Source organism: Ancylobacter polymorphus (genome assembly GCF_030813495.1).
Classification (GTDB): domain Bacteria; phylum Pseudomonadota; class Alphaproteobacteria; order Rhizobiales; family Xanthobacteraceae; genus Ancylobacter; species Ancylobacter polymorphus.
The window spans coordinates 225,381-251,890 of sequence record NZ_JAUSUI010000005.1; the positions used below are offsets into that span (position 1 = coordinate 225,381).

At 68.5% G+C, this 26,510-nt stretch carries 24 protein-coding genes and 1 tRNA gene; 16 read left to right on the forward strand and 9 right to left on the reverse strand.

Annotated elements, in window-relative coordinates:
• Positions 1 to 236: 236 nt before the first annotated feature.
• Positions 237 to 1,643 carry a glutathione-disulfide reductase gene (gene gor, locus J2S75_RS12930; protein ID WP_307020273.1) on the reverse strand — a complete coding sequence of 469 codons (1,407 nt, stop codon included), beginning with the start codon at positions 1,641 to 1,643 and terminating at the stop codon, positions 237 to 239.
• 215 nt (positions 1,644 to 1,858) lie between these two features.
• Between gor and J2S75_RS12935 the strand changes: the two genes are divergently transcribed.
• From J2S75_RS12935 to J2S75_RS12945, 3 genes are all read left to right on the forward strand, one after another.
• On the forward strand, positions 1,859 to 2,824 hold the full coding sequence (locus tag J2S75_RS12935; protein WP_307020274.1) for a Bug family tripartite tricarboxylate transporter substrate binding protein: 966 nt from the start codon (positions 1,859 to 1,861) through the stop codon (positions 2,822 to 2,824).
• 87 nt (positions 2,825 to 2,911) lie between these two features.
• Positions 2,912 to 3,397, forward strand: coding sequence for a tripartite tricarboxylate transporter TctB family protein (locus J2S75_RS12940; RefSeq protein WP_307020275.1), 486 nt, complete (start codon positions 2,912 to 2,914; stop codon positions 3,395 to 3,397).
• Positions 3,398 to 3,407: 10 nt separating this feature from the next.
• Positions 3,408 to 4,919: a tripartite tricarboxylate transporter permease gene (locus J2S75_RS12945; RefSeq protein ID WP_307020277.1), complete on the forward strand. Its 1,512-nt coding sequence runs from the start codon at positions 3,408 to 3,410 to the stop codon at positions 4,917 to 4,919.
• A gap of 31 nt (positions 4,920 to 4,950) precedes the next feature.
• On the opposite strand, the gene J2S75_RS12950 is transcribed toward J2S75_RS12945, so the two are convergent.
• From J2S75_RS12950 to J2S75_RS12965, 4 genes are all read right to left on the reverse strand, one after another.
• Positions 4,951 to 5,433 carry a DUF421 domain-containing protein gene (locus tag J2S75_RS12950; RefSeq protein ID WP_307020278.1) on the reverse strand — a complete coding sequence of 161 codons (483 nt, stop codon included), beginning with the start codon at positions 5,431 to 5,433 and terminating at the stop codon, positions 4,951 to 4,953.
• Between the two features lie 129 nt (positions 5,434 to 5,562).
• Complete coding sequence (locus J2S75_RS12955; protein ID WP_307020279.1) at positions 5,563 to 6,150, reverse strand: DUF2059 domain-containing protein; 588 nt, start codon at positions 6,148 to 6,150, stop codon at positions 5,563 to 5,565.
• 21 nt (positions 6,151 to 6,171) lie between these two features.
• Entirely contained in the window at positions 6,172 to 6,873 is a 702-nt protein-coding gene (gene rpiA / locus J2S75_RS12960; RefSeq protein ID WP_307020280.1) for a ribose-5-phosphate isomerase RpiA, read from the reverse strand.
• Positions 6,874 to 6,975: 102 nt separating this feature from the next.
• Positions 6,976 to 7,434 (reverse strand): hypothetical protein, encoded by a 459-nt coding sequence (locus J2S75_RS12965; protein WP_307020281.1) that lies wholly within the window; start codon positions 7,432 to 7,434, stop codon positions 6,976 to 6,978.
• A gap of 187 nt (positions 7,435 to 7,621) precedes the next feature.
• Between J2S75_RS12965 and J2S75_RS12970 the strand changes: the two genes are divergently transcribed.
• From J2S75_RS12970 to J2S75_RS12995, 6 genes are all read left to right on the forward strand, one after another.
• Positions 7,622 to 8,305 carry an HAD-IA family hydrolase gene (locus tag J2S75_RS12970; protein ID WP_307020282.1) on the forward strand — a complete coding sequence of 228 codons (684 nt, stop codon included), beginning with the start codon at positions 7,622 to 7,624 and terminating at the stop codon, positions 8,303 to 8,305.
• Between the two features lie 86 nt (positions 8,306 to 8,391).
• Positions 8,392 to 8,466: transfer RNA gene (locus J2S75_RS12975), tRNA-Val, on the forward strand.
• Between the two features lie 73 nt (positions 8,467 to 8,539).
• Positions 8,540 to 9,337 carry an SOS response-associated peptidase gene (locus J2S75_RS12980; RefSeq protein WP_307020283.1) on the forward strand — a complete coding sequence of 266 codons (798 nt, stop codon included), beginning with the start codon at positions 8,540 to 8,542 and terminating at the stop codon, positions 9,335 to 9,337.
• A gap of 1,065 nt (positions 9,338 to 10,402) precedes the next feature.
• Complete coding sequence (locus J2S75_RS12985; protein WP_307020284.1) at positions 10,403 to 12,349, forward strand: acyltransferase family protein; 1,947 nt, start codon at positions 10,403 to 10,405, stop codon at positions 12,347 to 12,349.
• Positions 12,350 to 12,520: 171 nt separating this feature from the next.
• Positions 12,521 to 14,401: an acyltransferase family protein gene (locus J2S75_RS12990; RefSeq protein WP_307020285.1), complete on the forward strand. Its 1,881-nt coding sequence runs from the start codon at positions 12,521 to 12,523 to the stop codon at positions 14,399 to 14,401.
• Between the two features lie 168 nt (positions 14,402 to 14,569).
• Positions 14,570 to 15,175 carry a L,D-transpeptidase gene (locus J2S75_RS12995; RefSeq protein WP_307020286.1) on the forward strand — a complete coding sequence of 202 codons (606 nt, stop codon included), beginning with the start codon at positions 14,570 to 14,572 and terminating at the stop codon, positions 15,173 to 15,175.
• 106 nt (positions 15,176 to 15,281) lie between these two features.
• Here the strand turns inward: J2S75_RS12995 and J2S75_RS13000 are convergent, their stop codons facing one another.
• Positions 15,282 to 15,668, reverse strand: a complete 387-nt coding sequence (locus J2S75_RS13000) for a gamma-butyrobetaine hydroxylase family protein (protein ID WP_307020287.1) — start codon at positions 15,666 to 15,668, stop codon at positions 15,282 to 15,284.
• Positions 15,669 to 15,889: 221 nt separating this feature from the next.
• Between J2S75_RS13000 and moaA the strand changes: the two genes are divergently transcribed.
• From moaA to J2S75_RS13015, 3 genes are all read left to right on the forward strand, one after another.
• Positions 15,890 to 16,936 (forward strand): GTP 3',8-cyclase MoaA, encoded by a 1,047-nt coding sequence (gene moaA / locus J2S75_RS13005; RefSeq protein WP_307020288.1) that lies wholly within the window; start codon positions 15,890 to 15,892, stop codon positions 16,934 to 16,936.
• Positions 16,937 to 17,077: 141 nt separating this feature from the next.
• Complete coding sequence (locus tag J2S75_RS13010) at positions 17,078 to 18,277, forward strand: MFS transporter (protein WP_307020289.1); 1,200 nt, start codon at positions 17,078 to 17,080, stop codon at positions 18,275 to 18,277.
• A gap of 116 nt (positions 18,278 to 18,393) precedes the next feature.
• Entirely contained in the window at positions 18,394 to 19,320 is a 927-nt protein-coding gene (locus tag J2S75_RS13015) for a DMT family transporter (protein WP_307020290.1), read from the forward strand.
• 3 nt (positions 19,321 to 19,323) lie between these two features.
• On the opposite strand, the gene J2S75_RS13020 is transcribed toward J2S75_RS13015, so the two are convergent.
• Both J2S75_RS13020 and J2S75_RS13025 read right to left on the reverse strand, forming a co-directional pair.
• The gene (locus J2S75_RS13020; protein ID WP_307020291.1) at positions 19,324 to 20,430 is read right to left on the reverse strand and encodes a TRAP transporter substrate-binding protein; all 1,107 of its coding nucleotides are present in this window, start codon (positions 20,428 to 20,430) and stop codon (positions 19,324 to 19,326) included.
• 29 nt (positions 20,431 to 20,459) lie between these two features.
• Positions 20,460 to 21,548 carry a TRAP transporter substrate-binding protein gene (locus tag J2S75_RS13025; protein ID WP_307020292.1) on the reverse strand — a complete coding sequence of 363 codons (1,089 nt, stop codon included), beginning with the start codon at positions 21,546 to 21,548 and terminating at the stop codon, positions 20,460 to 20,462.
• A gap of 150 nt (positions 21,549 to 21,698) precedes the next feature.
• Between J2S75_RS13025 and J2S75_RS13030 the strand changes: the two genes are divergently transcribed.
• Positions 21,699 to 22,529 (forward strand): isocitrate lyase/PEP mutase family protein, encoded by an 831-nt coding sequence (locus J2S75_RS13030; protein ID WP_307020293.1) that lies wholly within the window; start codon positions 21,699 to 21,701, stop codon positions 22,527 to 22,529.
• A 48-nt stretch (positions 22,530 to 22,577) separates the two neighbouring features.
• On the opposite strand, the gene J2S75_RS13035 is transcribed toward J2S75_RS13030, so the two are convergent.
• Positions 22,578 to 23,762 carry an Mrp/NBP35 family ATP-binding protein gene (locus J2S75_RS13035; RefSeq protein ID WP_307020294.1) on the reverse strand — a complete coding sequence of 395 codons (1,185 nt, stop codon included), beginning with the start codon at positions 23,760 to 23,762 and terminating at the stop codon, positions 22,578 to 22,580.
• Between the two features lie 248 nt (positions 23,763 to 24,010).
• Here J2S75_RS13035 and J2S75_RS13040 point away from each other — a divergent pair, with 248 nt between their 5' ends.
• The 3 genes from J2S75_RS13040 to J2S75_RS13050 all read left to right on the forward strand — a co-directional run bounded on the left by J2S75_RS13040 (position 24,011) and on the right by J2S75_RS13050 (position 26,333).
• Positions 24,011 to 24,787, forward strand: a complete 777-nt coding sequence (locus J2S75_RS13040; RefSeq protein WP_307020295.1) for an ABC transporter substrate-binding protein — start codon at positions 24,011 to 24,013, stop codon at positions 24,785 to 24,787.
• Positions 24,788 to 24,861: 74 nt separating this feature from the next.
• Positions 24,862 to 25,584 carry an ABC transporter permease gene (locus tag J2S75_RS13045; RefSeq protein WP_307020296.1) on the forward strand — a complete coding sequence of 241 codons (723 nt, stop codon included), beginning with the start codon at positions 24,862 to 24,864 and terminating at the stop codon, positions 25,582 to 25,584.
• The gene (locus J2S75_RS13050; RefSeq protein WP_307020297.1) at positions 25,584 to 26,333 is read left to right on the forward strand and encodes an ABC transporter permease; all 750 of its coding nucleotides are present in this window, start codon (positions 25,584 to 25,586) and stop codon (positions 26,331 to 26,333) included. The genes J2S75_RS13045 and J2S75_RS13050 overlap by 1 nt, the downstream gene beginning before the upstream one ends.
• Positions 26,334 to 26,510 lie beyond the last annotated feature (177 nt).

A 26,510-nucleotide genomic window follows, 5' to 3' on the forward strand; every position in this document is an offset into this window, starting at 1 on the left:
ACACCCAAGCCTCGCCGCCGCGCCAGTGCGGCGCCGCAAGGGCAGGCATGCCCCCGCGCGCCCTTGCGCACGCCGCTCTCCTGCACCGTCCTCCTGATGTGCCCGGCCGCCTTGCAGGGTAACCGCATGCGTCGTCCCGGCCGGAGCGCAGCGCAGAGCCGGGACCGCTCTCCATTCGCTCGCGATCCCGGCTCAGCCTGCGGCTGTCCGGGATGACGCCTGGACGGCCCCGCCGCTCACAAAGCCGGGGTCGCCTCGGTGGAAGCCTCGGGCAGCGGGTCGCTGCTGGCGTGCCTGGAACGCAGCGTCACCAGTTCTTCCGCGCTGGAGGGGTGTAGCGCCATGGTGCGGTCGAAATCGGCCTTGGTGGCACCGATATTCATCGCGATCGCCGCCATCTGCACTATCTCGCCCGAACCCTCGCCAATGAGATGGAGACCGAGCACGCGGTCATCGGCCTGGTCGACGACGATCTTCATGAACACGCGCGAGGTGCGGCCCGACAGCGTCGCCTTGAGCGGGCGGAAATCGGTCTTGTAGATGTCGAGCCGCCGGCCCTGCGCCCGCGCCTCCTCCTCCGTCAGCCCCACCGTGCCGATCTCCGGCTCGGTGAACACGGCGGTGGGAATGTTGTCGTAGGTCACCTGCCAGGGCCGCTGGCCGAACACCGTATCGGCGAAGGCGTGGCCCTCGCGGATGGCGACGGGGGTGAGGTTCACCCGGTTGGTGACATCGCCCACCGCGTAGATGGAGGGGATGTTGGTGCGGGAATGTTCGTCCACTGCGATGGCGCCGGCCTCGTCGAGATGCACTTCGGCCGCGTCGAGGCCGAGGCCGATCGTGTTCGGCACCCGGCCGATGGCCAGCATCACCTCGTCCGCATAGAGGTCGCGCCCGTCATTGAGCCGCACGCGCTTCTCGCCGCCCTCGGCATAAATGCCCTCGATGGTGACGTTGAAGGCGAACTCCACCCCGGTCTGCGCCATCTCGTCGACGATACGGTCGCGAATGTCGCCGTCGAAGCCGCGCAGCAGCTTGTCGCCGCGATGGATGACCGTGACCTTGGCGCCGAGCCCGGCGAGCAGGCTGGCAAATTCCAGCGCGATATAACCCGCGCCCTGAATGACGATGCGGGCGGGGAAGCGTTCGAGGTGGAAGATCTCGTTGGAGGAGATGCCCAGCTCGCAGCCGGGGAAGTCCAGCCCGCGATTGGGCCGCCCGCCCGTGGCGATGAGGATGGTGCGCGCCCGCAGCTCGGTTCCGTCGGCGAGGCGCACGGTGTGCGGGCCGGCAAGGCTCGCCCTCTGGTGCACGATTTCGACGCCGGAACGGGCGAGGTTGGCGGTATAGGCGCCTTCCAGCCGGGCGATTTCCTTGTCCTTGTTGGCGATCAGCGTCGGCCAGTCGAAGCGGGCCCCTTCGACGCTCCAGCCGAAGCCGGCGGCGTCCTCGAATTCATGGGCGAAGCGGGCGGCATAGACGAACAGCTTCTTGGGCACGCAGCCACGGATGACGCAGGTGCCGCCGAGCCGGTATTCCTCCGCCAGCATCACCTTGGCCCCGTGGCCTGCCGCGATGCGGGCGGCGCGCACGCCACCCGAGCCGCCGCCGATGACGAAGAGGTCGACGTCGAACTGGTCCATGTGAGGCTCTCCGCGCTGCGCTGTCTCTCGCATGTCGCCCCGCGCGCCGCCCCCGTCAAGCATCGGCATGGCTCCCGTGCGAATTCGTGGGGGCGAGGGCAACTCATACTTGCGGGGAACTCGACAGCGAGGCCCCGGCGGCCTTAGCTTCCGTCAGTGCGTCCAAAGCGGCGGCCAGCGTCCAATGCGCCGTCGCCCAGTCCTCGGAGGAAACCATGAAGCATCTGTTTCGCGGGGCGCTGCTCGCCGCCGCCGTCGCTGCCGCGCCCCTCGGTGCGGCCTATGCCGAGATCAACGAGCTGAAGATCATCGCCCCCGCCGCGCCCGGCGGCGGCTGGGACCAGACGGCGCGGTCCATTCAGCATGTGCTGCAGACCGACAAGCTGGTTCAGAACGTCCAGGTGCTGAACGTGCCCGGCGCCGGCGGCACCATCGGCCTCGCCCAATTCGTCAATGGCAGCAAGGGCGATCCGAATGTGATGATCGTCGGCGGCTATGTCATGGTCGGCGCCATCATCACCAACAAGTCGCCGGTGAACCTGTCCATGGTCACCCCGATCGCCCGCCTCACCGGCGAGTATGAGGCGATCGCGGTGCCGGCGAATTCGCCGCTGAAGTCGCTGGCCGATCTGGTCGCGGCGCTGAAGGCGGACCCGCAGAAAGTGTCCTGGGCCGGCGGCTCGGCCGGCGGCACCGACCACATCACCGCCGGGCTGTTCACCAAGGCGATCGGCGTCGATCCGCGCAAGGTGAACTACATCGCCTTCTCCGGCGGCGGCGAATCGCTCGCCTCCATCCTCGGCGGCAAGGTCACGGTCGGCATTTCCAGCCTGTCGGAATATGACGCGCAGGCCAAGGCCGGCAAGCTGCGCATCCTCGGCGTCTCCAGCGCCGCCCGCCTGCCGGAAGCCCCCGATGTGCCGACCTTCAAGGAATCGGGCGTCGACGTGGAAATCCAGAACTGGCGCATGATCGCCGCCGCCCCGGGCATCACGGCGGAACAGAAGCAGGCGCTGAGCGCCACCATCGACAAGATGGTGAAGTCCAAGGCCTGGACCGACATGCTGGCGCAGAAGGGCTGGGCCAACACCTATCTCTCGGGTGAAGCCTTCGACGCCCAGCTCGCCAAGGACATCGCCGCCACCCAGACCATCCTGAAGGACATCGGCCTCGCCCAGTAAGGCGCGCGCCGTCCGCACCCGTCCCCGCTCCCTCGCGGCATGCCGCGGGGGAGCCTTTGCTTTCCGCCCCACCCCGGAGCCTCGCCGATGAGCGATCCCCGCCCCGTCTCCACCCACGGCCCCGACAAGGCCCGTTTCGTCATCGCCTTCGCCCTCGCCGTGCTGTCCCTCGTGATCGGCTGGGATGCGTGGCGGCTCTCCGGGATCAACTCCTATTCAGCCGTCGGGCCGGAAGTGTTCCCCGCCCTCATCGCCGCCGGCCTCGCTTTGCTGGCGCTCGCCAATGCGGTCGAAGCGGTGCGCGAGGGCGCGCAGGACCGCCCGCGCGACGAGATCGTCCCCATGGCCTGGGTTCTGGCCGGGCTGATCGGCCAGATCGTGCTGCTGGCCTTCGGCGCCGGCTTCGCCCTCGCCACCGGCTGGCTGTTCGCCGCCACCGCCAAGGGCTTCGGCAAGGGTCCGCTCTGGGGCCATTTCCTCGCCGGCGCGGCGATGTGCTTCCTCATCTATGTGGTGTTCGCCAAGGGGCTGCAACTGGCCCTGCCGGCCGGCCCGCTCGAACGGCTGATCTGAGGGCGCCGCCATGGATACATTCGCCGCTCTCAGCCAGGGCCTGATGGTCGCCCTGCAGCCGATGAACCTGCTGTTCGCCTTTGTCGGCGTCATGCTCGGCACCGCGGTCGGCGTGCTGCCGGGCATCGGCCCGGCGCTCACCGTCGCGCTGCTGCTGCCGATCACCTTCAAGCTCGACCCGGCCGGCTCGCTCATCATGTTCGCCGGCATCTATTATGGCGGCATGTATGGCGGCTCCACCGCCTCCATCCTGCTGAACACGCCGGGGGAAAGCTCCTCCATCGTCACCGCGCTGGAAGGCAACAAGATGGCTCGCGCCGGGCGCGGCGGGCCGGCGCTCGCCACCGCCGCCATCGGCTCCTTCGTCGCCGGCACCATCGCCACTATCGGGCTGGCGCTGGTGGCACCGACCGTGGTCGACCTCGCCATCTCCTTCGGCCCGGAAGATTATTTCGCGCTGATGGTGCTGGCCTTCACCACCGTGTCGGCGGCGTTCGGCTCCTCGGTCACGCGCGGCCTCACCAGCCTGTTCATCGGCCTCGCCCTCGGCCTCATCGGTATCGACCTGCAGAGCGGGCAGGCGCGCCTGTCCTTCGGCGTGCCGGACCTGCTCGACGGCGTCGAGGTGACGACGCTCGCCGTCGCCCTGTTCGCCATCGGCGAGACGCTCTCCGTGGTGGCGGCTGGGGCGCGGGCGGACGAGATCATCGAGCCGGTGAAGGGCTCGGTGTTCATGAACAAGGAAGACTGGAAGCGCTCCTGGAAGCCGTGGCTGCGCGGCACGTTTCTGGGCTTTCCCATCGGCGCCATGCCGGCGGGCGGGGCGGAAATCCCCACCTTCCTGTCCTATGCGCTGGAAAAGCGGCTGTGCCGCAAGCCGGACGAGTTCGGCAACGGCGCCATCGAGGGCGTCGCCGGGCCGGAGGCGGCCAATAACGCGGCGGCGGCCGGCGTGCTGGTGCCCCTCCTCACCCTCGGCCTGCCGACCTCGGCGACGGCGGCGATCATGCTCGCCGGCTTCCAGCAATATGGCATGAACCCCGGCCCTCTGCTGTTCGCCACCAACCCGGACCTGGTCTGGGGCCTCATCGCCAGCCTGTTCATCGCCAATGGCATGCTCTTGGTGCTGAACCTGCCGCTGGTCGGCCTGTGGGTGCGCCTGCTCGCCATTCCGCGCCCGTGGCTCTATGGCGGCATTCTGGTGTTCGCCACGCTCGGCACGCTGGGGGCGAACCCCTCGCTGGTCGAACTCGGCATGCTGCTGGTCTTCGGCCTGCTGGGCTATGTGCTGCGGCGCTACGACTACCCCATCGCTCCGGTCGTGGTCGGGCTCATTCTCGGCCCGCTGGCGGAGCAGCAGCTGCGCCGGGCGCTCGCCATCAGCGTCGGCGACCCCGTGGTGCTGTTCCAGAGCCCGGTGGCGCTGACGCTCTACGCCCTCTCAGCGCTCGCTTTGTTCGGGCCGCTGCTGTTCTACGTCATCACCGGCCGCAAGGCGCCGGTCGGCGGCGACGAGGATTGAGGTATCCGGCCTGCGCCATTCGCGCAGGCCGTCAACCCTTCAGTCCGACGCTCAACGTGCCGTCGCTTTCGAGAATGACATAGTCGACGGCGGCGACATCGCGCCCTCCGGCATCGCGGATCGCACCCAGCGCCTCGTCGGGCGTTACGCGCTGGTATTTCATCGCCGCCTCGCAGAAAGCGCCATCCCGGGCAAGCAAGGTCGGCTCGGAACGCATGAGCCGGGCGAAGCGCCGGGAGCGCACCGAGGTGAAGGTGACGACATACTGAAGCAGGATCAAAAGGCCCAGCGCTGCCGCGCCCTCGGCGAGCGCAACCGACTCCTGGAGCAGGATGGCCGACAGCGTGGATCCGATGGCGATCGTCACCACGAAGTCGAAGGCGTTGAGCTTGGCGAGCGTGCGTTTGCCGGCGATGCGCAGGAAGAGCACGAGAACCGCATAGGCGAGCAGACCGACGACGAGGGTCCGCCCGATGCCCTGCCAGTTCTGGAAGAACATGTCGCTCCAGTTCATGACGAACGCTCCTTGTCGGTCCCCGCCCCCGGAGGGTGAACGCCGGGACGCCAAAGCCGTTCAAAGAGCGGTCGCTGCGACGGAGCGGGATCACTGCGACGGAACGGGGTCGCCGCTCCGTCACGGGCGTCAGATGGTGAAGCCGCGCTTCTTCATCTCCTCGCGCACGCGGACTTCCATCTCGCGGGCGAACTGGGCGCTCCAGGCCTGGATGCTGCTGAAGCCGACCTTGAGCAGCTCCTCGCGCTTGGTCACCAGCTTCTTGCCGGCCTCCGAGCGGTAGAAGGCAAGCAGCTCGCGCAGCTCCTGGGTGGTGAACTCGGTGGCGTAGATGGTGGCGAGGATCTGCACGATCTCGGTCCGCCGGCTCTCATACTGCGCCGAGAGCTGCTTGGCGACCTCGCGCAGGTCGCGAATCAGGTCCGGATTGGACTGCACGAAGCCGGCCGCCGTCTGCTCCACCACATTGGGGATCACGGCATCGAAGCTGCTGGCCTCGCCATTGGCCACCAGAAGCTCATTGGCGAGCTTCATCTGCTCGGCGCTGGGCTGCGGCGGCTTGGCGGCCGGCGCGGTCGCCGCCTGGGCGAGCTGGAACGGGGCGGTGTCCTGCGCCAGCGCCGGAGCACCGGCGACGAACAGGGCGAAGCCCATCGCGGCGGCGGCCAGCGGCGGGGCACGCCGGGCGACACGCGGTGCGGCAATATCAAGCTGCATGAAAGTCTCCTGACGAACTGCTCACGCGCGGTCGATGACCGTCACGCCGCCGGCGCCCGCGAGAATGACGCGGTTCGCCAGATTGATGAAGAGGCCGTGCTCGACCACGCCCGGCACATTGGCGAGCTCGGCGGCAAGCGCGGTGGGGTTGGCGATGCTGCCATAGGCGGCATCGAGGATGAGGTGTCCCTGATCGGTGACGAAAACATGGCCGTCGGCGCGGCGACGCAGCGTCAGCAGGCCATGACAGCCCGCCGCGCGGGCGGCGCGGTCGATGCCGCGGCGGATGGCGGCGACGCCGAAATCCACCACTTCGATCGGCAGCGGGAAGGTGCCGAGCACCTCCACCTTCTTCGAGGCGTCGGCGATGACGATCATCTGCTTGGCGGCCGAAGCGACGATCTTCTCGCGCAGCAGCGCGCCGCCGCCGCCCTTGATCAGCGTCAGGTCCGGGCCGATCTCGTCGGCGCCGTCGATGCACAGATCGAGCACCGGGTGCTCGTCCAGCGTGCCGAGGGGAACGCCGAGTTCCTCCGCCTGGGCACGGGTGGCCTCGGAGGTCGGCACGCCGACCACTTCCAGCCCCTCCTTCACCCGCAGCGCGAGCAGATCGACCAGATGCCGAGCGGTCGAGCCGGTGCCGAGGCCGAGCTTCATGCCCGAGCGCACATATTCCAGCGCCTGCGCGGCGGCCTGTCTCTTCAGCGTCTCTGCATCGGACATGATCGTCCCGTGGCCCCTCTTTTTAGGACTTCTCGATCCTCAGCTCGTGCGTAGCGCCGTTGGCGCGCGCCGACAAGCCCGCCGGCCGCGCCTCCCCGGCGATCATTGGCTGGAAGGCGGCGTACACACCACGGCCGGCTCGACACCGCCGCCCTCCTTGGGCATGTCGCGGACATAGCAGACGCTCATCTGCCCCGTCATCGCATTGACCCGGAAGATGCCGGTCTCGCCGGAATAGCGCGTGGACATGATGTCATAGCGCCCCGGTGTCGTGCCCTGGGCGCTGGCATCGCGGTGGAAGCAGCGGGTGACGCCGACGAGGCTCCCCTCGGGGCGCTCGAACTGGCAGGCATTCACCTCGCCGGTGCGCACATTCACGGAATAGAGCCGGTTGGCCTGCGCCGCCGGGGGAGACGCGAAGACATAGCCGACACCCTCGGTGGGGGCGCCGGCGGGGTCGGCCCCGCCCTCCGGCTTTCCCTCCTGCGCCAGCGCGCCGCCGGCCGCCAGCACGGCCAGCCCGAAGACGGCCGCCGCGATTGCCCTGTGCCCGTTCTGCATCCTCATCCTCATAGCCGGATCATCCTGCGTCTGCCCTGTCCCTCGCCGTCGCGGCCTCGCCCGCGTGCGCCCGATGGACGCGGAAGGCTGGACAGCAAAAGCGGCAGGATTGTAGGCCTAGAGCGGCACGCCCGTCTCGCGGCGGCGGGTCGCCGCCCTTTTCCCGTCACCCTCCACGGAAATCGCCATGCCCTCCACGCCCCCTGCCGTGATCGCCTTCGACCTCGACGGCACGCTCGTCGACACCGCCCCCGACCTTCTCGACACGCTCGACATCGTGCTCGACGAGGCCGGCGCCGCCCGCCTGCCGCGCGAGGACACCCGCAAGATGATCGGCGCCGGCGCCAAGGCGCTGGTCAATCGCGGCCTCACCGCCGCCGGCCTCACCGTCACCCCGCCAGAATTCGACGCGCTCTATGCGCGCTTCCTCGACCATTACGCCGCCCATATCGCCGATTCGTCGACGCCCTTTCCCGGGCTGGTCGCGGCGCTGGACGAACTCGCCGCCCGCGGCCATGTGCTGGCGGTGTGCACCAACAAGCTGGAATATCTCTCCCGCCTGCTGCTCGACCGGCTGGAACTCTCCGACCGCTTCGCCGTCATCGCGGGGTCCGACACCTTTCCCGTCTACAAGCCCGATGCCGGCCACCTGCTCGGCACGATCGAGCGTGCCGGCGGCCTGCCGACCCGCGCCATCATGGTCGGCGACAGCATGACCGACGTGCTCACCGCCAAGAACGCCCGCATTCCCTCCATCGTCGTGCCCTTCGGCTATACCGAGATTCCAGCCGAGGAACTGGGCGGCGACGTGTTCATCGACCATTACGACCGGCTGGTGGAGACGGTGGAGCAGCTACTCTCCCGTGGGTAGCTGCGCGCGGCGCTTGACACCCGGGGCGTGGACACACTAAACCCCGCCGCGATGGCGCTGGCCCCGACGACGTTCACGGGGCCGACGGGCGATTAGCTCAGCGGGAGAGCACTCCCTTCACACGGGAGGGGTCGCAGGTTCAATCCCTGCATCGCCCACCATCGTCGCTTCCCTTCTCTCGCCGCCTCCCCGTCGGGAGACGCGGCAGGCCGGGAGCCGGCCAGCGGGGCCGTCATGTGCAACCTCTACAGCCACCACTCCAATCTTCACGCCATTGCCGATCTCGTCGGCACGCTGCGCAATCTTGCCGGCAATCTGCCGCCGCAGACCGGCATTTTCCCCGATTATCCCGCCCCCATCGTCCGCACGGGCGACGATGGGTCGCGCGAACTGGCGCTGGCGCGCTGGGGCATGCCCTCGCCGCCCTCCGTCGCCGGGCCGCCGGTGACCAATATCCGCAACCTCGCCTCGCCGCACTGGCGGGCGTGGAGCGGGCCGGCGCATCGCTGCCTCGTGCCCATCACCAGCTTTTCCGAATATGCGCCGGTGCCGAACCCGGCCACCGGCCGCAAGGATGTGGTGTGGTTCGCGCTGGAGGAGAGCCGCCCCCTCGCCTTCTTCGCCGGGCTGTGGACGCGCTGGACCGGCACGCGCGGCACCAAGGCCGCGCCGGTGGAAGGACAGCACGAGCTGTTCGGTTTCCTCACCTGCGAGCCGAACGGGGTCGTCGCCCCCATTCATCCCAAGGCGATGCCGGTGATTCTCACCACCGCCGAGGAGCGGGAGATCTGGCTGCGCGCGCCCTGGAGCGAGGCGAAGGCGCTGCAGCGCCCGCTCGCCGACGACCTCCTTGTCATCGTCGCGCGCGGAACGGCCAAGGAAGACCCGCCAGCAGCGACCGGCGCGGCGGGGGCGTCGGCGCAGGCTCCGGCTGAAGCTCCGGCGCAGGCTGAGGCTCCGGCGCAGGCTCCGGCGCAGGCTCCGGCGCAGGCTCAGGCTCCGGCTCCGGCGGCGCAGCTTTCGCTTCTGTGAGGGCGGGGCCCTGCATCAGCCGCGCATGGCGGGCGATAGCGGCGGCGAAGGCGGCCTCGCGCAACGCCTCGACGGCCGCCGGCGCCAGGTGCTTGCCGACGACGTAGCGCCACAGTGCATCATCGAGCCGCGCGCGCTGCGCCAGCGCCGTCATCGCCTCGGGCGTGAACATGCGCTCAAGCGGCGCGCACAGCTCGGCCGGAACCGGCGTGGTCTCGTTCACCCGCTGAAGCCGGAAATCGCCGCCGATCCACTGCGCCAGCCGCGATTCGAACAGCGGATTTTCGATGTAGTCGACGAAGTCGAAGCCATCGAGCACCTTGATCGCCAGGGCGAGCAGTTCGGCGTCGTCGCTTTCGGCGATGAACGCTTCGTCCCGAATCAGCGGATGCGGCCACAGCAGCATGCGCAGCCCGACATTATCGACCTGCCCGGCGATCGTGGTATCCGACAGGAAATCCACCAAGCTGCCCGTGGCCTTGGCCACATAGCTTTCCCATCCTCCCCAGCCGGGAGCGTGGCCGGGGGCCGCGCAGCGCCAATAGGTCCAATGGGAGAGCAGGCGCGCGCGCGCCTCGCGCAGAACGGTGATGTGCGGCGCCTCGGGGTAGCGGGCGCGGGTCGTGCTCGCCGCGTAATGGCCGCAAACGATATCCGGCGCCGCCGGCAGTTCCTCGGGCGCGAGGGCCACGATCGCCCGCACCTGCGGCTCGAACGCGTCGAAGTTCCTGAAACCGCAGAACAAGGAGCGGTCGAAGCCGGCCATCACGTGCTCCGCCTGGGTGGCGGCAATCAGCGAATGGCGCAGCGACGTGCCCGCCGATTTGGGAATGTGAGTGAGGACCAGTCTGGGTCTCTGCCCCGGCTTCAGCATGGCTATGCTTCGCACCCCTCAATCGGCCCCTTCAGGAGAATCGTGAGCACCAGGACACCTTAGCAGCGTGGGTGACGGGCAGTCATCCCGGCTCCGCCCCGCACAATCCATATGGCCAGCCGGCCTCCGCTTGGCGTAAACGGGGCGCTCCGGCGCCACCGTTCCGTCCGCTCCAAGGTTATCAGCTTCCCGTGCATCACCCCCTGCGCTATCGCGCCCATATCGACGGATTGCGGGCCATCGCCGTGCTCGGCGTGGTGCTGTTCCATTTCGGCGCGCACTGGCTGCCGGGCGGCTTCATCGGCGTCGACGTGTTCTTCGTCATTTCCGGCTTCCTCATCGCCAAGTCGCTTTATGCCGAAGTGGATGCCGGCAGCTTCTCGATACTCGGCTTCTATGAGCGGCGGATGCGGCGCATCGCGCCCGCCTTCTTCGCGGTGACGGCGGCCACCAGCCTGTGCGCCTTTCTGATTTTCTTCCCCAATCCGCTGATGACCTATGGCCGCTCGCTCATCTGGGCGGTGCTGGCCTTCGGCAATGTCTATTTCTACCTGCGCACCGACTATTTCGGTCCCTCGGCGGAAGAGACGCCGCTGCTGCATTACTGGTCGCTGGGGGTGGAGGAGCAGTTCTATTTCCTGTTCCCCGGCCTCCTGCTGTTCATCGCCCGCTTCGCGCCGAAAGCGAGGGCGAAGCTGGTGCTCGGCCTGCTCGCGGTCTCGCTCATCGCCTGCGAGATCGTCCGCCCGTTCAACCCGGCGGCGGCGTTCTATCTGCTGCCCTTCCGCGCCTTCGAGCTGCTGATCGGCGCCGCCCTTGCCCTGCCGGGCGTGCGCTTTCCCGAGAGCGCGAAAGCCGGCGGCACGGCGATGGCGGCGGGGCTCGCCCTCATCCTCGCCGGCATGCTGCTCATCACCGAACACGCGCCCTTCCCCGGCGTGCTGGCACTGGTGCCCTGCCTCGGGGCGGCGCTCGCCATCTGGGGCGGCGAGCGGGTCATGAGCCTGCCGGCGCGGCTCATGGGGGTGGCGCCGCTCGTCTTCTTCGGCGCCATCTCCTATTCGCTCTATCTCGTGCACTGGCCGATCGTGGTGTTTGCCCGGCCGCTGCTGCCGAACCTGCCGGCGCCGGCCTTCCTCCTTGGCGGGGTCGCGCTCTCCACCCTGCTCGGCTGGCTGTCCTGGCGCTTCGTGGAACAGCCGGTGCGGCAGAACCGGGCGCGGTTCTCCCGCCGGTGGGTTTTCGGCGGAACGGCGGTGGGCGGGGCGCTGCTCATCGCCTTCGGCACGGCGGCGTCCGACACGCGCGGCTTTCCCGGACGGCTGGCGCCGGAGATCCAGCGCGTGCTCAGCTATACGCGCTACCCCTTCCGCGAGGTGGTGCGCGACGGCACCTGTTTCATCAATGGCAACCGCCCGCGCGAGGCGCCGGCGCCGGAATGCCTGCCGCAGACGCATCCGAGCCTGGTTCTGTGGGGCAGCAGCCATGTCGCCCAGTTCATCGGCTCGCTGGAACCGATCGGCAAGGCGCATGGCTATGCCGTCGGCCAGATGACCGGCGCCGCCTGCCTGCCGCTGGTCGACGTGCCGTCGAGCCCGATGTGCGACAAGCTGAACCGCTTCGCCTTCGACTGGCTGCTGGCGCACAAGCCGAACATCCTGGTGATCGGCGGCGACACGCTGGTTTCCAAGGACCATTTCCGCCAGCTCGACGCCCAGCTCGCGCAGCTGCACGCCGCCGGCATCCGCGTCATCCTGCTCGGCCCGGTGCCGCAGTTCAGCCGACCCGCGCCGGAAATTCTCGCCGAGCGCATGTACCGCAACGAGCCAAGCCGGCTGGCCGATGACGATCTCACCGAGGGCACACACCGCGCCGACCGGCTGATGCGTGAGCATTTCGCCGGCAATCCCAACGTCACCTTCGTGTCGATCCTCAACAGCATGTGCCCGGAGGGGAACTGCCCGATGACGGTCGACGGCGTGCCGCTGCAATTCGACCTCTCGCATTTCACCCGCGCGGGCGTCGCCTATTATGGCGACCGGCTCGGCGCGCTGATTTTCGGCGAGATATCAGCGGGCGAGACCTCGGCGGACAACACCCCGCCGGGCGAGGCCTCGGCGGGCGCGCCCGCGCCCTGATACCGCGCCCTGACACCGCCCATGGCCCGGCCGCCACATCCAAGCCAAGATCGAAGGTCAGCACCGCGCACAGGCGGGACTTCGGCCAAGGTCGGTGCTAGGCCGTTACTCCCACGCGTGGCACAGCCCGCCCGCCGCCGTTCCGCCTCCCCCAGCCGTCGATGATGTCTCGTGCACCACTCCCTTCGCTACCGCGCCCATATTGACGGCCTGCGCGCCATCGCCGTCCTCGGCGTCGTCCTCTATCATTTCGGAGCGAACTGGCTGCCGGGCGGCTTCGTCGGCGTCGACGTGTTCTTCGTCATCTCCGGCTATCTGATCTGCAAGTCGATCTATGCCGACGTGGCCGATGGCCGCTTCTCGCTGCTCGGCTTCTATGAGCGGCGCATCCGCCGCATCGCGCCGGCCTTCCTCGCGGTCACGGCGGTCACCGCCCTCGCCGCCGCGCTGATCCTGCTGCCGTATCAGATGCTGATCTTCGGCCGCTCGGTGCTGTGGTCGGTGTTCGCCGTCGGCAACATCTTCTTCTACCAGCGCACCGACTATTTCGCCCCGGCGGCGCAGGAAATGCCGCTGCTGCATTATTGGTCTCTGGCGGTGGAGGAGCAGTTCTATTTCCTGTTTCCCGCCCTCGTCCTGCTGCTGAACCGCTTCGGCCGCCGCGGCCTCGCCATGGGCGTGCTGGGGCTGTTCGTCGCCTCGCTCACCGCCAGCCAGTTCATGCTGACGCGCGATCCCGCCGCCGCCTATTTCCTCCTGCCCTTCCGCGCCTTCGAGATGCTGATCGGCGCGGCGCTGGCGCTGCCGGGCCTGCGCTTCTCGCAGAAGCCGGCGGAATGCGCCGCCGCTGTGCTGGGCGGCTGCGCCATGATCCTCGGCGCGATGCTGATGCTCACATCCTCCTCGCCCTTCCCGGGCCTGCGCGCGCTCACGCCCTGCGTCGGCGCGGCGCTGGTGATCTGGGGCGGGGAAGGCGTCGCCACGCTGGGCACCCGCCTGCTCGGCAGCCGGCCGATGGTCTTCGTCGGCAAGATTTCCTATTCGCTCTATCTCGTGCACTGGCCCATCGTCGCGCTGGGCAAGGAGTGGCTGGGGCCGGTGGCGCCGCTGCCCTTCCTCGTCGGCGGCGTGGCGCTGTCGCTGCTGCTGGGCTTCCTGTCCTGGCGCTGCGTCGAACAGCCGGTGCGCCTCAACCGTCGGCTGTTCACGCCCAAGGTCCTCGTCGGCGCCACGCTCGCCGGCACGCTGGCGCTCGCCGTCTTCGCCCAAATCGCCATCGCCACGCGCGGCCTGCCGCAGCGGCTCTCGCCCGAGGCGCAGCGCCTCGCCGCCTATGCCTTCTACAATGGCGACCCGGTGTTCCGGCAGGGCGTGTGCTTCACCCCCTTCTTCCTCGCGGACTACAAGGCGAAGCCGGAATGCCTGCCGACCGGCCATCCCTCGGTCATGGTCTGGGGCAGCAGCCATATCGCCCATTTCATCACCGCCATCCTCGCGGCGGGCGAGGCGCGCGGCTATGAGGTCGGCCAGATCACCGGCGCCGCCTGCCCGCCGGTGGTGGACGCCGACCAGACGCGCATGCCCTATTGCGCGGCGATGAACGCCTTTGCGCGCGACTGGGTGCTGGCCAACAGGCCGGACATCCTGGTGCTGGGCGGGATCGGCATGCCGACGCCGGAACTCGACCGGGAGATCGAGGGTTTTGTCCGCGCGGGGATCAGGGTCGTGGTCGTCGGCCCCGTGCCGCTCTACCGCGACGCGGTGCCGAAACTCCTCGTGCGGCGCCTTCTCGCCGGCGACACCGGGACGCGGACGGAGGGCGACCTCCTCGCCAGCGCTCCGCAGCATGACCAGAGATTGCGCGCGCATTTCGCCGGCAAGCCGGGTGTCACCTACATCTCGGTGTTCGACGCCGCCTGCGGCGGTACCGACTGCCCGCTGATGGTGGAGGGCGAACCGCTGCAGCATGACAGTTCGCATTTCACCCTGGCCGGGGCCCGCTTCTTCGGCCGGCCGGTGAGCGAGCTCATCTTCGGCAGTTCGGCGAAATAGCCCGCTGTGGCTTTCGTGCCATAGGCCGGCGCAAATGCAGCCGGAATGCGCCTTAGGCCAAGGCGTCCGCCGGATTTTCGCCGCATACTGTACCGGCGGCCGCCGGCGTCCCGAATGCCGGCCGGGCGGAGGTCCCCCTCCGCGGCGGGCCGACGAACGGGGCATGTGATGAGGCTTACGATGCGACTGAAGACAATGGCCGCCCTGGTGCTGGGCGCCGCGCTCATCGCGGGCAGCGCGCCCGCCATGGCGCAGAGCGCGAGCACGCCTTCCTTTTTCAGCTTCTTCCCGCGCCCGTCGAATTTCGGCAACGGGCCGGTGAAGGGCACCTCCTCGATCCGCCGCCAGACTGTGGCCTATAACGGCCCCTACAAGCCCGGCACCATCGTGGTGAACACCGCCGAGCGCCGGCTCTATCTGGTGCAGGACAATGGCACGGCGCTGAAATACGGCATCGGCGTCGGCCGCGACGGCTTCCGCTGGGGCGGCATCAAGACCATTACCCGCAAGGCCGAATGGCCGGGCTGGACCCCGCCGCCGCAAATGCTGCAGCGCCGCCCCGACCTGCCGCGCTACATGCCCGGCGGCATCGACAACCCGCTCGGCGCCCGCGCCCTCTATCTCGGCTCGTCGCTCTACCGCATCCACGGCTCCAACGAGCCGGAGACCATCGGCCAGGCGGTGTCGTCCGGCTGCTTCCGCATGACCAATGACGACGTGACCGACCTCTATGACCGCGTGAGGGTCGGCACCACGGTGGTCGTGCTCAACTGAGCGACGCGCCTCTCGCCGGGCGGCCGGAAGGCCGCCCGCGCACCGCGCTGTCTTTCAGTGCCCGCGCACCGCGCGGTCTTTCAGTGCCGGCGCACCGCGCGATTCGTCAGTGCCGGCGCACCGCGCCGGGGGCATCGCGGGAAAGATTCTTCGCCGCCAGTTCCTGCAGATAGCGCTTGAAGCGCGCCTCCTGGTCGCGGCCGAGCTCATACAGCCAGTCCCAGGTGTAGATGCCGGTGGAATGGCCGTCGTCGAAGATCAGCCGCACGGCGTAATTCCCCACCGGGATCGCTTCCTCGATCCGCACCTCGCGCTTGCCCGCCACCAGCTGGCGGTCGGCCGGCGAATGGCCCTGCACCTCGGCGGAAGGGCTTTCCACCCGCAGCAGCTCGGCCGGCAGCGCGTAGCTCGCCCCGCCCTCGAAGGCGATGGTGAGCACGCGGCGGTCCTTGTGCACCTTGATCTCGGTCGGCCAGTTGGCGGCGTCGGTCACGGGCGTCTTCCTCTTCTAGCGTTCCTCCCCACATAGACAGAGCGCGCGGCTTCGCCAATCCCCCCGCAGCGGGTCGTCGTCTGCGTGGCGGCGTTTGCGCAAAACCCGCGTCACGAATGGGTTAGGCTATCGACCGATAGGGTTGCGCGGCTTGGCAGGCCCGCCCCCGGCCTTTAGAAATGGACGCAAGTAAACAGCGCCTTCGGCGCGGGAGCGACTGCGTGAGCACCAGCGAAGCCGTCATCGACCGTTTTCAGCGCGAGACCCCGCGTGCGCCGCTGGTCGACACCTTCGGCCGCGCCGTCACCTATCTGCGCGTCTCGGTCACCGACCGCTGCGATTTCCGCTGCGTGTACTGCATGGCCGAACACATGACCTTCCTGCCGAAGCCGGAATTGCTGACGCTGGAGGAGCTGGACCGCCTGTGCTCCGCCTTCGTCGCCCGCGGCGTGAAGAAGCTGCGCCTCACCGGCGGCGAACCGCTGGTGCGCCGCGATGTGATGACCCTGTTCCGCTCGCTCGGCCGCCATCTCGAAACCGGCGCGCTGGAAGAACTGACGCTGACCACCAATGGCTCGCAGCTCGCCCGCTTCGCCCGCGAACTCGCGGAGTGCGGGGTGAAGCGCATCAATGTCTCGCTCGACACGCTCGACCCCGACCGTTTTCGGGCGCTGACCCGCTGGGGCGACCTCTCCAAGGTGCTCGCCGGCATCGATGCGGCGCAGCAGGCCGGGCTGCATGTGAAGCTCAACGCCGTGGCGCTGGCCGGCGAGAATGAGGACGAAATTCCCGGCCTCATCGAATGGGCGCATGGGCGCGGCATGGACCTGTCGCTGATCGAGGTGATGCCGCTGGGCGAAACCGGCGCCGAGCGGATCGACCAGTATCTGCCGCTCTCCACCGTGCGCGCGCGCCTCGCCGAGCGCTGGACGCTGGAGGACATTCCGTTCCGCACCGGCGGCCCGGCGCGCTATGTCTCGATCAAGGAGACCGGCGGGCGGCTCGGCTTCATCACCCCGCTGACGCATAATTTCTGCGAGGGCTGCAACCGCGTCCGCGTCACCTGCACCGGCACGCTCTATATGTGCCTCGGCCAGGACGACGACGCCGATCTGCGCGCGCCTTTGCGCGCCTCCGAGAGCGACGAGACGCTGCACGCCGCGCTGGACGAAGCCATCTTCCGCAAGCCCAAGGGCCACGATTTCGTGATCGACCGGCCCGGCCAGGCCCCGGCCGTGCGCCGGCATATGAGCCTTACCGGCGGCTGAACCCGGCCCTTTCCAGCCTTGCGCATGGCTGCCGCGCGCGCCCGCCTGTTGCTGCATTGCAATACAACGTGCATAGGATTGCCGGAATCGCGCTGCTAAACAGCAGCGAACACACCCTTTTTCGACATAGAGCGTTTCGCGATGCAGCTTCCGCTGTTGGCCCTCGCCATGGCCTCCTTCGGCATTGGCACGACCGAATTCGTCATTATGGGCCTCCTGCCGGAGGTCGCCGCCGATCTCTCGGTCAGCATCCCCGCCGCCGGCCTGCTGGTCACCGGCTATGCGCTCGGCGTGGTGGTGGGGGCGCCCATCGTCGCCATCATCACCAATTCCCTGCCGCGCAAGGGCACGCTGATCGGCCTTGCCAGCATGTTCGTGCTCGGCAATTTCCTCTGCGCCATCGCGCCGGACTACTGGTTCCTCATGGGCGCGCGGGTGGTTACCGCCTTCTGCCACGGCGCCTTTTTCGGCATCGGCGCGGTCGTGGCGGCCAATCTGGTGCCGCCGAACCAGCGGGCCAGCGCCATCGCGCTGATGTTCGCCGGGCTGACGCTCGCCAATGTGCTCGGCGTGCCGCTCGGCACCGCGCTCGGCCAAGCCGCTGGCTGGCGCTCCACCTTCTGGGCGGTGGTGCTCATCGGCATTCTCGCGGTCAGCGCCATCGCGCTGTGGGTGCCGCGCGACATTCCCCATGCCTCGGGCAACATCCTGCGCGAATTCGCGGTGCTGAAGCGCCCGCAGGTGATCCTCACCATGCTGATGAGCGTGCTGGCCTCGGCCAGCCTGTTCTCGGTGTTCACCTATATCGCCCCGCTGCTGCGCGACGTGACCGGCTTCACCCCGCACGCCGTCACCTATGTGCTGCTGCTGTTCGGGGTGGGCATCACCATCGGCAATCTGCTCGGCGGCAAGCTGGCGGACTGGCGGCTGATGCCCTCGCTGATGGCGAGCTTCATCGGGCTGGCCGCCGTGCTGGTGGCCTTCGTCTTCCTCAGCGGCTTCGCCGCCGCCACGGTCGCCACCATCTTCATCTGGGGCATTCTGGTGTTCGCCGTGGTGCCGCCGATCCAGATGCGGGTGGTCGACGCCGCGGAAGGCGCGCCCAACCTCGCCTCGACGCTCAATCAGGGCGCGTTCAATCTCGGCAATGCCGCCGGCGCCTGGATCGGCGGGGCGGCGATCACCTTCGGCATCAGCTATGCGGACCTGCCCTGGGTCGGCGCCGGGCTGGCGGTGGGCGCGCTCGGCCTGTGCGTCGCCTCGCAGGCGCTGGAACGCCGCACCGGCGGTCTGGTGGAGGCGGACGAGCTCGCCGGCGAGGTCGCCTGCGAGGAGTGCTGAACCCGCCTTGAGCCGCCCCCTCCCCGGGGCGCGGCTCTCGTTCGGCGCCGTCGCCAAAGCCGCGATTGCGCCGCCTTTGCATGGCTTAAGGGCGCTTCTGCCTCCGGACACTCCTCATGCACGCCCAAAGCGCCAAGCGCGGCATCCTTCTGATGATCGCGGGATCGTCGATCTTCTCCACCAATGACGCCTTCTCCAAGCTGGCGCTGGCGCATATCCCGACCTCGCAGATCCTCGCCATGCGCGGCGTTCTCGCCGCGCTGGTGCTGCTGGCGGTGCTGGGCTGGATGGGCCAGCTGCCGGCGCTGCGCCACATGATGGAGCGGCGGGTGCTGCTACGCTCCTTCACCGAGGCCGGGGTGGCGATCCTGTTCATCACCTCGATCTCGGTGATGTCGATCGCCGATTCGACCGCCATCCTGCAGGTCACCCCGCTCGCCACCATGGCGGCGGCGGTGCTGCTGTTCAGCGCGCATATCGGCTGGCGGCAATGGCTGGCGGTCGGCATCGGCTTTCTCGGCGTGACGCTGATCGTCAAGCCCGGCACCTCCGCCTTCGACACCATGGCGCTGCTGCCGCTGGCGGCCGCGCTCTTGATGGCGTTCCGCGATTTCATCACCGGCCGCATCGGCGCGCATGTGCCGACGCTGGTCGTCACCTTCACCACGGCGGTGGTGGGCATGGGCTTCGGCTTCGCCGGCAGTTCGGTGGAGCCCTGGCAGGCGGTCGATACGCGGACGCTGGCCTATCTCGTCGGCGGCAGCATCTCGCTGGTGATCGGCCAGCTGCTGACCATCGCGGCGATGCGCACCGCCGACATCTCCGTGGTGGCACCGTTCCGCTACGCCGCCGTGGTCTGCGCCGTCGGCCTTTCCGCCGTGGTGTTCCACGACATGCCCGATCTCGTCTCCATCGGCGGCATGGCGCTCATCATGGCGGCGGGGCTCTACACCATGCACCACCATATGAGCGCCCGCGCCCTCACCGCCGCCCGCCCGGCGCCGCGCGAGGCCGCCTGCGAGGGGCCCCGCGCCGGCGGCTGAGCCTCAGCCCTTCTGGCGGGCGCGGATCATGTAGCCGTCGTAAGGATATTCGCCGACCTGCCACCACAGATATTCCTCGTTGCGGAAGGCGAGCATCGAGTCGTAGATCTTCTTGAAATCGGCGTTCTTGGCGGAAATCTCCGCCATCAGCGCGATGTTCTCCTTATAGGCCGCGTCCATCACCTCCTGCGGGAACGGGCGCAGCTGCGCGCCGCCGGCCACCAGCCGGCGCAGCGCAGCCGGGTTGCGGGCGTCGTACTTCGCCAGCATGTCGGCATTGGCATAGGCGGAGGCCGCCTCGAACGCGGCCTGGTAAGCCTTGGGCAGTTCCTCCCACGCCTTGCCATTGGCGATGAAATGGATGGTCGGCCCGCCTTCCCACCAGCCGGGATAATAGTAATAGGGCGCCACCCGGACGAAGCCGAGCTTCTCATCGTCCACCGGCCCGACGAATTCGGCGGCGTCGATCGTGCCCTTTTCCAGCGCGGGGTAGATGTCGCCGCCGGCGAAGTTCTGCGGCACCAGGCCGAGGCGCGCCAGCACCTGCCCGGCAATGCCGGGAATGCGCATCTTCAGCCCCTTGAGATCGGCGACCGACTTGATCTCCTTGCGGAACCAGCCGCCCATCTGCGCGCCGGTATTGCCGCCGGCAAAGCCCACGACGCCATATTTCGCCAGGAACGCCGCCTGCAGCTCATTGCCGCCGCCATGGTAGAGCCACGCCGTCTGCATGCGGGCATTGAGCCCGAAGGGCAGCGTGGTGAAGGGGGCGAAGGACGGGTCCTTGCCGATGTAATAATACAGCGCCGTCTGGCACACCTCGACCGTGCGGTTCTGCACGGCATCGAACGCCTGCAGGCCGGGCACGATCTCGCCGGGGGCGAACACGTCGATGGTGAAACGGCCATCCGTGGCCTCGCCGACATATTTCGACAGCAGGGTGGCGGCGCCATAGATGGTGTCGAGCGATTTCGGGTAGCTCGACGTCAGCCGCCAGCGCAGCGTCGGCAGGTTCTGCGCGAGGGCGGGCGCCGCCAGCGTGGACGCGGCGGCGGCGGTGGCGAGGCCGGCGCCCGTGATGAGGCCCCGGCGGGAAGGCGAATGCGGCATCGGCGTTTCCTCTGGTGTTTTCGTTGACGTCACCCCCGCGTGCGGGCGCGGATCATGTAGCCGTCATAGGGGTATTCGCCAACCTGCCACCACAGATACTCCTCGTTGCGGAAGGCGATCTGCGCGTCCATGATCTTCTTGAACCCGGCATTCTTGGCGCTGATTTCGGCGATCAGTTCGTTGGAGGCCTTCCACGAGGCGTCGAGGAAGCTCTGCGGGAAGGTGCGCAGCTGCGCGCCCGCCGCCACCAGCCGGCGCAGCGCCGCCGGGTTGAAGGCGTCGTATTTCGCCAGCATGTCGGCATTGGCATAGGCCACCGCCGCCTCGAACGCGGCCTGATAGGCCTTGGGAAGCCCGTTCCACTTGTCGCGGTTGACCACGACATTCATCGTCGGCCCGCCATCCCACCAGCCGGGATAGTAGTAATAGGGCGCCACCCGGACAAAGCCGAGCTTCTCGTCGTCATAGGGGCCGACCCATTCGCAGGCGTCGATCGTGCCCTTTTCCAGCGCGGCATAGATGTCGCCGGGGGCGATCTGCTGCGGCACGACGCCGAGCTTGGCCACCACCTGCCCGGCAATGCCGCCGATGCGGAACTTCAGGCCGCGGAAGTCGGCGAGGTCCTTCACCTCCTTGCGGAACCAGCCGCCCATCTGGGTGCCGGTATTGCCGCCGAGAAAGCCGACAAGGTTGTATTTGGCGAGGAACTCGTCCTGCAATTCGCGCCCGCCGCCATGGTAGAACCAGGCGTTCTGCATGCGCGCGTTCAGCCCGAACGGCATGGTGGTGAAGCAGGCGAAGGAAGGGTCCTTGCCGGTGTAGTAATAGAGCGGCGTCTGAGCCACCTCCACCGTGCCGTTCTGCACCGCGTCCAGCGCCTGCAGCCCCGGCACGATCTCGCCGGCGGCGAAGTTCTGGATGACGAAGCGGCCCTCCGTCACCTCGCTCACATAGCGCGACACCAGCTCATTGGCGCCGAAAATGGCGTCCAGCACCTTCGGCACGGAGGAGGTGAGCCGCCAGCGCACCTGCGGCGCGCCCTGCGCCAAGGCGGGGGCGGCCAAGCCCGCAGCGGGAGCGGCGAGTGCGGCAGTGCGGAGAAAATCGCGGCGCTTCATGGGCAGGCATCCCTCGCAGATGGGCGAGGATGTTTGCAACAGCCGGCGGCGCAGGGCAACCGGCTTGGGCCCCGCGCCGGCCGTCGCGCAAATGTTCTTGATATGTTCACATGGCGGCCTTAGCGTCCGCTGGTCATCGGAGAGTTCGCCATGAACGACAAGTCCGCCCGCTTCCGCGCGCTGCATGAAGGGCCCGGCGCCTTCATCCTGCCCAACCCGTGGGATGCCGGCACGGCGCGCATCTTCGCCGCGCTGGGCTTTCCTGCCCTCGCCACCACCAGCGCCGGGATGGCGTTCTCGCACGGCGTCCGCGATGGCCGCGCCGGGCGCGCGGAGATGCTCGCCCATTGCGCCCACATCGTCGGCGCCACTGGACTTCCCGTCTCGGCCGATCTCGAAAATGGCTTCGGCGACAGCCCGGAGGCCGTGGCCGAGACGATTCGCGCCGCCGCCGGCACCGGGCTCGCGGGCGGCTCGATCGAGGACCATACCGGCCGGCCGGAGGCGCCGGTCTACGATTTCACCCTCGCGGTGGAACGCATCGCGGCGGCGGTGGAAGCGCGCCGCCGGCTGCCCGGCGATTTCGTCCTCACCGCCCGGGCGGAGAATTTCCTCTGGGGGCGCCCGGATCTCGACGACACGATCCGCCGGCTGCAGGCCTTCGAGGCGGCGGGCGCCGATGTGCTCTACGCCCCCGGCCTGCCGGATATCGAGGCGGTGCGCACGGTCTGCGCGGCGGTGACGCGGCCGGTCAATGTGGTGGTCGGCATCGGCAAGGCCCGCTTCACCCGCGAGGAGTTGAGCGCGGCCGGCGTGCGGAGGATCAGCATCGGCTCCAGCCTCGCCCGCCTCGCCTATGGCGCGGTGGCCCGCGCCGCGCAGACCATGCAGCACGAGGGGCGTTTCGACTTTGTCGACGGCGCCATGGGCTTCGCCGAGATCGAGGCGTTCTTCACCCCGTTCGAGGCGCCGGAACGCTGAGCGAGGGGCGAGGCAAGCGGCGCGGCCGCCCTGCCTCGCCGGTTCGCGTCAGCCTTCCATCACGATGCGCGGCGCCGGGCGCGCCGCACTGCGCCGGCCCGCCAGCGCTTCGCGCACCGAATTGGCGATGGCGCGGTAGATGCCGGCCTCCGCGCTGTCCGGCCGGGTCGCCACCACCGGCAGGCCGGCGTCCGAGGTCTCGCGGATCGACATTTGCAGCGGCACCTCGCCGAGGAAGGGCACGCCGAGCCGCTGCGCCTCGTGCCGCGCCCCGCCATGGCCGAACACGTCGGAACGGGTGCCGCAATGCGGGCACATGAAGTAGCTCATATTCTCGACCACGCCGAGCACCGGCACGTTGACCTTCTGGAACATGGCGACGCCGCGCCGCGCGTCGATCAGCGCGAGGTCCTGCGGGGTGGAGACGATGACCGCGCCGGCCAGCGGCACCTGCTGCGCCATGGTCAGCTGCGCATCGCCGGTGCCGGGCGGCATGTCGACCACGAGAATGTCGAGCGGCGCCCAGTTCACTTCCTTCAGCATCTGGCTGATCGCCGACATCACCATCGGCCCGCGCCAGATCATCGGCGTCTCTTCCTCCACGAGGAAGCCGATGGACATCACCTTGAGGCCGAAGGCCTGCATCGGCGTGATCATCCGCCCATTGACCTCCGGCCGGCCCTTCAGCCCCATCAGGCGCGGCACGGAAGGGCCGTAAATATCGGCGTCGAGCAGGCCGACCTTGAGGCCGGAGGCGGCAAGGCCGAGCGCAAGATTGGCCGCCAGTGTCGACTTGCCGACGCCGCCCTTGCCCGAGGCCACCGCGATGATGGCGCCGACGCCCGGCAGGCCCGGCGTCTCCTTCTGCGGATCGGCCGGCGGCTGCGCATGGCTATGGCCGGCATGGGAATGCCCGGCATGCGAATGACCGCCGGCAGCCGGCGCGCGCGCGGAGGCGGGCGTGTGCGAGGCGATGGGGGGCAGGCCCGCCTTGCGCTCGGCGGTCAGCGCCACCAGCGCCGAGGTCACGCCCGGCGTGCCGCGCACGGTGCGCTCCACGGCGGCGCGCACCGGCTCCCAGGCGCGGGCTTCAGTGGCATCGACGGTGAGCGAGAGATAGACCTTGCCGTCCGAGACCAGCACCTCCGAGAGCACGCCGGCCTCGGTCACGGGACGGCCATCGGGGGCGGAAACCTGCGCCAGCCGCGCCTTCACATCGTCTGCCGTCGCCATTGCCCGCTTCTCCTCAATAGAGCTGTTTCAAGCTGAGACACACCAGCGCGCGCGCAGCGTCAACCCATGCCGCGCCGTCGGGTGATCGACGCCCGCTATGGCGCTGCATTGCACACAAATGGGTCAGTTCGACTTTGTGATGAGGGAAGCGGCACCCCCGTTGCACTGCCTTCGCAAATAGTGCCAGCATGGGTTGCCGGCAACGACAAAACAAACCGGCGCAGGCTACTCGTTCAGAGGGGAACATCATGAGCCTCGTCACCCGGATCGCGGCGGCGGCCATCCTTGCCGTGACCATGGCCGGCGGCGCCTCCGCCAAGGAATGGAAGACCGTCCGCATCGGCACGGAAGGTGCCTACCCGCCCTTCAACTATGTCGAGAATGGCGAGCTGAAAGGCTTCGACATCGACATCGCCAAGGCGCTCTGCGCCAAGATGAAGGTGGAATGCACCTTCACCGCGCAGGATTGGGACGGCATCATCCCGGCGCTGCTGGCCAACAAATACGACGCCATCGTCGCCTCGATGTCGATCACCGAGGAGCGCAAGCAGCAGATCGCCTTCTCGAAGAAGTACTACAAGACCCCCGCGACCTTCGTCGTGCCGACGGGCTCCACCCTCACCGAGACCTCGCCGCAAGCGCTGAAGGGCAAGGTGCTGGGCGCGCAGGGCTCCACCATCCATTCCAACTATCTCGAAGATGTGTACGCCAAGGCCGGGGCCGAGGTGAAGCTGTACGGCAAGCAGGACGAGGCCAATCTCGACCTCGCCAATGGCCGCCTCGACGCGGTGCTCGCCGACAAGGTGGTGCTGCTCGAATGGCTCGGCACCAATGAAGGCAAGTGCTGCAAGTTCACCGGCGCCGAGCACACCGACCCGAAATATTTCGGCGAGGGCGTCGGTGTCGGCATCCGCAAGGGCGACCCGGAGCTGGTGGCCATGTTCAACAAGGCGATCGACGAGATCGTCGCCGACGGCACCTACAAGACCATCAACGACAAGTACTTCCCCTTCAGCGTCTACTGACGCCCCGCCCTAGCGCCGCCCCCCGCTCGGGGCGGCGCCTTCTCGTCCGCTGACCGGGGGACCTGCCGTCCGTCATGCTGAATCTGCTTGAGCTGCTCTCCTTCGGTCCGAATGGCTGGGGCGACGAGATTTTGCAGGGCGCACTGCTCACCATCGAGCTCGCCCTCGTCACCCTCCCCGTCGGCATCGCCATCGGCCTCGCCGTGGCTCTGGCCAAGGATTCGTCCTCGCGCGTGCTGCGCGCGGTGGGCGACCTCTACACCACGGTGTTTCGCGGCCTGCCGGAACTGCTCACCCTGTTCATCGTCTATTATGGCGGGCAGATGCTGCTCACCCGCCTCGCCGGCGCGCTGGTCGAGGGGGCGCATATCGAGGTGAACCAGTTCGTCGCCGGCGTGGTGGCGCTGGGGCTGGTGCTCGGCGCCTTTTCCAGCGAGGTGCTGCTTGCCGCCATCCGCGCCGTGCCCAAGGGCCAGAAGGAAGCCGCCCACGCGCTCGGCCTGTCGGGCTGGCGCACCTTCCGGCTGGTCACCTTCCCCCAGCTCTGGCGCGTCGCTCTGCCGGGGCTTTCCAACAACTGGATGGTGCTCCTGAAGGACACCTCGCTGGTCTCGGTCATCGCCATCACCGATCTGATGCGCCAGACCTCGATCGCGGTGGGCGTGACCAAGCAGCCCTTCTTTTTCTACCTCGTCGCCTGCCTGATCTATCTGGTGTTTTCCGGCCTCTCCAGCCTCGTCTTCACCGCGCTGGAGAACCGGGCCTCGCGCGGCTTCAAGCGGGTGGGAGGCCATTGATGCAGACGATCCTCGCCGCCCTCGCCGACGGCTTCCTGTGGCTGATGGGCCTGATCGGGCTCAACACCGACCTCATGGCCCGCTACGGCCTGCGCTTTCTCGACGGCGTGTGGGTGACGCTGCAGCTTGTCGGGCTGTCCGTCTTCCTCGGCGTCCTGCTCGCCGTGCCGCTGGCGCTGGCGCGGGTGGAAGGCGGCAAGGCGCTGTCGCGCGCCGCCTGGACCTATTCCTATTTCTTCCGCGGCACGCCGCTCCTGGCGCAGACCTTCCTCGTCTATTACGGCGCCGGCCAGTTCCGCGAACAGCTCACCGATATCGGCCTGTGGTGGTTCTTCCGCGACGCCTTCAACTGCGCGGTGTTCACCTTCACGCTCAATACCGCCGCCTATCAGTCGGAAATCCTGCGCGGCGGCATACAGAGCCTGCCGGCCGGGCAGATGGAGGCGGCGCAGGCGCTCGGCCTCTCCCGCGTGCTGGCCTATCGCAAGATCATCCTGCCGCAGGCGCTCGCCATCGGCCTGCGCCCGCTCGGCAATGAGCTGGTGCTGATGATCAAGGCCAGCGCCATCGCCTCGGTCATCACCGTCTATGATCTGATGGGCGTCACCCGCCTCGCCTTCTCCCGTTCCTACGACATGGAGGTCTATCTCTGGGCGGCGGTGCTGTATCTGCTGATGGTCGAAATCATCCGCCGGGTGTGGAACGTGCTGGAACGCCGGCTGAACCGGCATCTGGCGGTGTCGCGCTGAACAGGGCGTCATCCCGGACGCCGCAGGCGATCCGGGATCGCACCTCCTTCCTCACCACCCCTCATCCGCGGGCTTGACCCGCGGACCCAGGCCACGCCGGCCCGCCCGGTCGCCGGGTGCCCGGGTCAAGCCCGGGCATGAGGGCCCAATCCATGAGGATGTCCCTCATGGGTGAGG